This is a genomic window from Candidatus Jordarchaeum sp. (assembly GCF_052745115.1).
Genome location: NZ_JBRAKS010000196.1, coordinates 1 through 7,429, shown reverse-complemented (window position 1 = coordinate 7,429; position 7,429 = coordinate 1). Strand labels below are relative to the sequence as shown.

8 protein-coding genes are annotated in these 7,429 nt (G+C 37.8%); all 8 read right to left on the bottom strand.

The features are described 5' to 3' along the window. Positions 1-34 precede the first annotated feature (34 nt). The 8 genes from ACUVXA_RS13400 to ACUVXA_RS13365 all read right to left on the bottom strand — a co-directional run bounded on the left by ACUVXA_RS13400 (position 35) and on the right by ACUVXA_RS13365 (position 7,326). Complete coding sequence (locus tag ACUVXA_RS13400; RefSeq protein WP_445871779.1) at positions 35-586, bottom strand: NAD(P)H-dependent flavin oxidoreductase; 552 nt, start codon at positions 584-586, stop codon at positions 35-37. Positions 587-710: 124 nt separating this feature from the next. After that, entirely contained in the window at positions 711-1,562 is an 852-nt protein-coding gene (locus ACUVXA_RS13395) for an enoyl-CoA hydratase/isomerase family protein (protein WP_445871778.1), read from the bottom strand. Positions 1,563-1,693: 131 nt separating this feature from the next. Further along, positions 1,694-2,152 (bottom strand): hypothetical protein, encoded by a 459-nt coding sequence (locus ACUVXA_RS13390; RefSeq protein ID WP_445871777.1) that lies wholly within the window; start codon positions 2,150-2,152, stop codon positions 1,694-1,696. Between the two features lie 5 nt (positions 2,153-2,157). Further along, on the bottom strand, positions 2,158-2,715 hold the full coding sequence (locus ACUVXA_RS13385; RefSeq protein WP_445871780.1) for an FAS1-like dehydratase domain-containing protein: 558 nt from the start codon (positions 2,713-2,715) through the stop codon (positions 2,158-2,160). Between the two features lie 367 nt (positions 2,716-3,082). Next, on the bottom strand, positions 3,083-4,123 hold the full coding sequence (locus tag ACUVXA_RS13380) for a PhoU domain-containing protein (RefSeq protein ID WP_445871776.1): 1,041 nt from the start codon (positions 4,121-4,123) through the stop codon (positions 3,083-3,085). A 358-nt stretch (positions 4,124-4,481) separates the two neighbouring features. Next, a complete protein-coding gene (locus ACUVXA_RS13375) occupies positions 4,482-4,886 on the bottom strand; it encodes a Zn-ribbon domain-containing OB-fold protein (protein WP_445871775.1) in 405 nt (134 codons plus the stop codon). A gap of 6 nt (positions 4,887-4,892) precedes the next feature. Further along, positions 4,893-6,059 (bottom strand): thiolase family protein, encoded by a 1,167-nt coding sequence (locus ACUVXA_RS13370; protein ID WP_445871774.1) that lies wholly within the window; start codon positions 6,057-6,059, stop codon positions 4,893-4,895. 205 nt (positions 6,060-6,264) lie between these two features. Then, on the bottom strand, positions 6,265-7,326 hold the full coding sequence (locus ACUVXA_RS13365) for a ParB/RepB/Spo0J family partition protein (RefSeq protein ID WP_445871773.1): 1,062 nt from the start codon (positions 7,324-7,326) through the stop codon (positions 6,265-6,267). Positions 7,327-7,429 lie beyond the last annotated feature (103 nt).

Sequence of the window (7,429 nt, the reverse complement as noted above, 5' to 3'; positions counted from 1 at the left end):
TGAGATACCATAAGTACAAGAAAAGAATTTGGGCTTAACTTAATGACATTGCCCCAATACCACCCCCAGCAATTAAGGGTACTCTTAACTGCGGTGCTGCCCAAGCAATGCTGGTAAGAGTGGGTAGTTGCTTAATATTTTTGAAACCGTAGCCCTCCAAACCCACGAGAACTACTGCATCCACTCCTAGTTTCTCTGCATGCTTGCAAAAATCTACAGTAGCCCCTTTATGAATCCAAGTTATATTAGATTTCTTGATACGTTCAATATACTCATCAGGTCTATAGCCCGCAGTCTCGATTGCGGGAACATCTTCTTGGAAACAAGCCTCAAACATTTCATCAATTTGTGGACAACCACCAATAGATATGTTTACAATAAATGGATTATTTGTGGCCTTCCTCAATTTTTGAATATCTTCTCTTAGTTTATCAGGGGTCCTACTGGTGGCTGCGGTAAGACAACCGACAGCGCCTGTATTGGATACCGCCGCAGCAAAGTCCCAAGTACCAATTCCGCTTAGACCACCTTCTATAATTGGATATTTACAATCCAAAAGTTCGGTTAATCTGGTTCTCCACCTCACTTCAAATCACACCCGTAAAATAATTGAAATTAGGAGAGGTTTTTAAATTTCCTAGAATTTTAATCAGTTCTGAATCATAATTTGGAAACAGGTTCGAAAGCATCTTTAGAACATATCGGTGTTATTATCTTTTTGGATACTTGGGACTTCTCCTCTCAAAGAAGGCATTTATGCCTTCGGAAAAATCGGCTGTGCTCATACAAACCGCTTGATTTCGATTTTCGAGGAATATTGCTGCTTCTAGATTTGGGGCGTCTATGTTCTGGTTTATTGTTTCTTTGGTTAAACGTAATCCCAGAGGACTCTTTTTCAGCATCTCTCTTGCTAATTCCAAAGCTGCTTCGAGTAGCTGGTCATCGGGAACTACTTTGGATACAAATCCTATTCTATCCGCTTCCTTTGCATCAAAAAATCTTCCAGTGTACATAATTTCAGCGGCTCTTGATAATCCTATTAATCTGGGTAAAAAGTAGCTACTGCCCATATCCGATCCTGTAAGGCCGATATTTATAAACGCAGTGTTAAATCTTGCGCTCTCACCAGCTATTCTGATGTCACAAGCCATGGCTAGCGCAAAGCCACCTCCGGATGCAGGGCCTTTTACAGCCGCTATTACTGGTTGGTTGATTTTTCTTAAGGTTATCATTATTTCAGAGATCCTCTTCAAACCATACATTTTTCTTTTTATTTCATCGCCCACATTCAAATATTTTAGATTCGAATATTTTTTAGGAATTTTGTCCTCAGGTACAAAAAGCGAACCTTCTTTGATATCCATACCAGCGCAGAATCCATGTCCTTCACCTGTAATTATCAATACTCTACAGTCCAGGTTCCACTCCAACTCACTAAGCAAGTCGTGGAATTCTTCTATCATTTCAAAATCCACTGCGTTAAGTCTTTCCGGTCTATTCAAAGTTATAATGCCGATTCCTTCCTCCAATTCTTGGTATTTTATATTTTTGTATTTCTTCATACAATACCTCCTATAAAGTATTCAGTTATTTTTAATATAAAAAATTATATAATATATCATATTTAATATAAAAAATATAAATAGTATACTAATAGGAAAATACTATTTAGAATACAGAACTTATGCAGATGCTATCTACTATTTCTTGAGGGAAGTACAAGTGTAGCACTAGCCGGACAGATATTGTGACCCTCTCTTAGTACACTTACTTCTAAATCTACAAGATATTGCCCATCTTCGGTATAAGTTTTAGTAACTTTTCCTGATGCCGATATTATACTACCCGCGGGTACTGTTCCGCGTATCTGAATTTTGCGCTTTTTGATCCAAGCCCCAGGTCCCGACCAGTTAGTGAGTAATCGGTCCACAAAACCTTCGAATATAGGGGTGTTGAGGAAAATACTTTCTACTCCTTGATCCCTAGCGTATTCAGGATTAAAATGACCAGGAAAGAAGTCTCTTGTAGCGCCGACACCGGTAATTATTTTTCTATAAGTTACGTTCAGTTTGATTTCTGGAAGTTCTTCTCCTTCTTTCACGTCTTCCCAGTAGCGGGTCTGGTAGCGGTTTCCAGTTTTAAGTAAGAACATTTTTATTACCTCTTCTTAACACTATATCGAAAAAGCGTATTCCTTACTGAGCATACAACTTCTCCTTTTTGGTTACGAAAAATTATCAAAGTGTTGATAAAATGTCCAACACCTAATGCGGTGTTCTTCTCTTCGCTTACACTGACTACCTCCTCTTGATAATTAATCCAATCACCTACAATTACTGGTCGATAAAACTCAGACTCGGTAGAAACATTTATCATGGTTTCACCTGGAAGAGGAACTTGAGTCGGTAACCACGCGTGTCTTGTTTCTCCGTCGGGACGCCATAAAAGATGCATACAATACATAATCAGCAAAGCTGGGGGTAATAGTATTCCGCCCCATTGTCTCTTCGCATATTCTTCATCCCAGTAACTTGGGTTACCATCCTCTATTACTGAACAGAAGTATTTTATTCGCGAGTGGTCTACTTGGTCATCTGCAAATACTGTTTCTCCTTTTTTTCCAATCCATTTTTTTGCTTCTTGGTATGTTCCAAATGCAAGACGTCCATGTACATCAACATCTGACTCTTCATAACTTTTTTTATTTGCCTTCATTCCAGACACTTCACATCACCTACAATGATTTATGGAAGTTTTTGAGATTACATTGTAGCGTTTAAACTTTCATCATTCTCTTTTTTATTTTTCGGTAAATTTGCTTTAATGTTGCTTTTCAAGCTAACTATAGTTTTTAGAGAAGAAGATATGGTCAAATTTCTATAATATAATCTAAGAAATTAGCAAGGAAATTCTTTTTCTTTTTAAGGTTAAGCAAATATTATGAGAAGAATTAGGATTATCCTTCAAGCCTATGGATATAAGATTTCTATTAAGATAAGTAAAAACAAAAAGGGAGGATTGTTGCCATTAGATTTCTCAGTTTTTGTAATCCTCCTAATCATGTTAGGTTAAAAATTTAATGCTAAAAGAATGTGACGAAGTTTATAAGATCTTTTACATGGTCCATAAGATAATTTGCTATCTCATTAAAAAAGAAACATGCATTTTCTAATGAAACAAGTATAGTTGGATCTAAAGATTTTTCAATCGCCTTTTGTGTGAAAGCATTTTTCATGTCCAGAAATAGATCTATATCTCTCATTACTGTTGGTGCTCCAGTTTTGTCTTTTTCGGTGAAAAATTTTAAGAATTTTTCAAAGACTAATGAAACGTGTTCACCAATTTTCAAGAAATCCCAATAAAGTTCTTCAGGAATTTTTGACAAGTCTATTGGGTACAAGATTTTAACAATTTCCACTACATAGTCTGCAATAGTTTCAATCCTTTTAAGAATAATACTCCAAGCGATACAAAGGTTACTTCCTTCGACACCTATTCTCCTAGCTATAACTGCGTTCTTGTTAGCAACCATAAGTAATCTTCTCATTGCCAAGTAAGAACGATCAATTTCGTTATCCTGTTCGATTATCTCATTTATCATCTCTAAATTTTTTTCTTTTAGAGCTTGAATAAGGTCTTTTAGCATAAATGAGGATAATAATACTAGTCTTGTTACTTCTTCACGAACATCCAAGTTATTCGGATCCAAGATGTTTCTAATATCAATTGATTTAGTTGATTCAGAGATTACTCTAAATCCAAGTAGTTTATTTAGGGAGTTGCGTATAATTTTCCTTTGTGAGGTTGTCAAGGACTCTTGTTTAGTAACTATCTTTAAGTTGTCAACACCCATAACATAATTTCCAATTATTGCTGCTTCCAATTCTGCTTTATCCAAATCATCAATAACTACCTTATTTATCGATCTCTGTTGACTCCTTTCTTGATGAGCCAATAATATTCGTAGTACACCATTTGAGGTTTCTTGAATTGCGAGTTTATCCCCTTTCTTTATACGATTCTTCTCAACCCAATTTTTAGGGAGTGAAATAAGATAGGATGATTTTCCCAAAGTTTGCACTTTCCGAAATTCTAATCCCTCATTCTTCTCAACCGTTGACAAATTGTTCACTGTCCAATATTAGATTTGTGTTATATACGTGTTTAAACCGTTATATACTTTGTATATATTAATATTATCTTCTTGCATTTCAAGTGTTTTTAAGAATTTATTTTTGTATAGTTTTGTTTGCTTTTATTATTTATTCAACCAATTTTTTCATAAACATCGTAAAAAGCTCAGAGGAAAAAATTTGTCTAACGCTTTGTTTCTATTGGATAGCGCGGATTCACTGTCCTTTTTTAGGAAGAAATCTTTTATGTTTTTCTTTTGAAGAAATACCAAGACCAGTTAATCAGCATGTAGAGGATAAAAAAAGAAGGATGTTGCTTTTGGTTCTTATTTTCCCTTCCTAATTGCTTCAAATCGGTCTAAATTTAGGTATACTGATTTCCTTTGTTACGTCATCAAAAACAACTTCTACATCCATATCAACTTTGGCATCCTGTGGTTTGCACTCGATGAGGTTGCTTAGCATATGAACGCCTTCTTCCAACTCGACGAGAGCGATTATGAATGGAATATCTTCTCTAAACTCTGAATATGCTGTACTAAAAACTACACAAAAACTGTGTAATTTTCCTTTTCCGCTAGCTTCGATCCAATCCAAGTTTGATGATAAGCACTTCGGACAGAATTCTCTGGGATAGAATACTTTTTCATCACAATCTTTGCATTGCTGAATCATCAGTTTGTGCTCCTTTGCTGCTTCCCAGTACTTCCTTGATATTGGTGTAGGTGTTGGTAAAGGTTTTTTATAAGCCACCTTGTTTCACCTCCCGAGTATTAGTGTAGCGTGATGGTACATCATTCCGCCGTGTAATTCCAAGAAAGCTACTTCCGCTCCATCAACTTGTCGCTTTTCGGCTTCTCCCCTTAACTGCCGCATCGATTCTATTATGTGGTGAATAAGAGGACCGACACCGTCGTGCACACCACATAATAGCCCGCCGTGTGTGTTAATAGGGAGTTCACCTCCAGGCTCTGAGTGTCCTTCTTCAAAGAATTTTCCACCCTCACCCTTTTTAACGAAACCACAGTCCTCTAAATGCTCTATTGGTAGGAAGGCGAAAGGATCGGTCAGCATCGCAATATCAATATCCTTAGGAGTAAGTCCCGCCATTTTAAAAGCAGCACTTGATGTAATTCTGCTTCCTAGCTCATTTAGATTAGGAATCGAGGTTAAAACTCCATGGGTATGATGCTCTGCCATTCCGAGTATGCGTATCGGGGTATCAGTATACTCTTTTGCTTTCTTAGCTGAGCTAACGAGAATAGCTCCGGCGCCGTCAGCTGGTCTTGAACACATGAATAGGTGGTAAGGCCAAATTACTAAGGGTGACTTAACTACATCATCTACAGTTATGATGTCTTTGAAAACCGCGTTTGGATTCATGGAAGCCCATTTCCTCTGAGCTACAACTACACTTGCTAATTGTTCTTCGGTGGTTCCGTATACATGCATATGTCTTGTGGCCGGCAAAGCGTAGAAGGATATTATGTCAGCTCCATATGGAAGTTCAAACTCTGGGTGTGCCGCTACGCCTGTACCATACCCCGCTCGGAACTTGCCTCCACTCACACAAAGAACGTTCTTCACCTTTCCAGACGCTATTGCCATCATAGCAAATTCGATCTGATTATAGGTCGCAACGCCTCCCGCATCCATAGTCGATGAGAGATCGGGCTCAATTCCAAGATAATCATATACCTTAGCAGCTCGATCTCCTACGAAATCAGGTCCCATGTAATCAGGAACGCAGAATAAACCGTCTATATCCCCTTTATCAATACCTGCTTGATCCATAGCCATTTTACAAGATTCAGCGCAAAGTTCAGTAACCGATTTTTCGGATTTCCTCTCAAATTTTACTTCTCCGTACGAAACAAGAGCTATACTATTCCTTAAGGACATTTTCACCACACTTCCTTTTTTCATTGGAATCCTTCATAAAAACTTTCTGGAGTTTGCTACATGGGCAAATTAACCATATTTAAATTTTTACTAACTAATGAACAAGGAAAGAAATTCTACGGTCTGACCTATTTCATTCCCTCAAGCCTGTCCAAAAAAGGAGGCTCTAGAGGCCATAAAAAAGTCAAAAATAAGAAAAATCAAAAAGAGGCAATCTAGCTGGTCTTTGTTATAGATAGCCTTCTTGTTTCAGAAATTTTTTTGCTATTTCTAGCAATAGTACAGCTGAAGCACCCTTTTTTGTTTCGGGGATCCTTTCTGATACGTAGCGTTTTAATGCCTCAGTAATCTCTGTTGGAATTACGAGATAATAACTTAGTCCTTCTTTCTCGTTTTTTATTAGAGCCGCATTCTGCCGAATTAAATCTACAGCTTCCAGGGGTGTTATAGGGTTACCTCGCTTGTGCTCAATTCTCAGTATCTTGCAGAGTAATCCTACCGGTACCCTATCTTTAGAGAAGGCTCTGAGGATCTCCATTTCAACTTCTTCCTTTTTCCTCCCATCAGCAATTTCTCTCGCCGTTGCACGAATCTGCATTGTCACTCCCCTAGTCAATCTCTTCAGTCTTATGTCAAATCTTTTGACGTTCTCCCTATGACACTCCAGAAAATCATAATGCGACAAGTATGTCCCAACCACTTTTCTTCGATTCTCGGAACTCTTGCCACCAAGACCATAAACTTCGCCTATTTTTTCGTAACTCCAATCAGGATAACGCTTCTTAACCTTGTAGAGGAACTCTGCTATCTCCAAGTCCGATAACTGTTCTCGATTATAATTCTCCTTAAAACTCAGAACTTCTGCCTCTTCAGGGGACAGATCTTCCGTATAGCTAACCTCAATCTGCTCAAACTTGTTTAAAACCGCAGCCCTGATTCTTCTCCAACCCTGAACCGCTACTATATCCTCTCCGTATCCAAATCTTTTAAAGGAACAAACAAGAGGGGTGTTAATAATCCCGTCCCTCTGAATACTTTGTGCGAGTTCTTCCACATTAACCCATCCAGATTTTCGTCCCCTGCTACTAGTCCAAACGTATTCATGTCTAGCGGAACCGTATGATTCCCACTCCTTTTTTCCAAGTTTTAAGTTGAAACGTTTGACTATTTTAGGGTCTATTCTTATTCTCTTCAAATTTATTTTTTGCATACAAGGCATTGAACTAATATCTGATCTGAAATAACTCTCTTCCATTGACAAGTCCAACTTCTCCCGAGACTTAACTACCATATTACTACTTCCCGTAATACCCGCTTCTGGAACCACCGAGGCATTATTTCCTCGATTATGAGGCCCGTTTTGTAGAATTTTATTAAAAATATATTATTTTAGT

What these genes read in the sequence shown, in the direction of transcription:
- ACUVXA_RS13385 (WP_445871780.1), bottom strand. Translation starts at nt 2,715, where the DNA reads ATGAAGGCAAATAAAAAAAGTTATGAAGAGTCAGATGTTGATGTACAT.
- ACUVXA_RS13370 (WP_445871774.1), bottom strand. Translation starts at nt 6,059, where the DNA reads ATGAAAAAAGGAAGTGTGGTGAAAATGTCCTTAAGGAATAGTATAGCT.
- ACUVXA_RS13390 (WP_445871777.1), bottom strand. Translation starts at nt 2,152, where the DNA reads ATGTTCTTACTTAAAACTGGAAACCGCTACCAGACCCGCTACTGGGAA.
- ACUVXA_RS13395 (WP_445871778.1), bottom strand. Translation starts at nt 1,562, where the DNA reads ATGAAGAAATACAAAAATATAAAATACCAAGAATTGGAGGAAGGAATC.
- ACUVXA_RS13365 (WP_445871773.1), bottom strand. Translation starts at nt 7,326, where the DNA reads ATGGTAGTTAAGTCTCGGGAGAAGTTGGACTTGTCAATGGAAGAGAGT.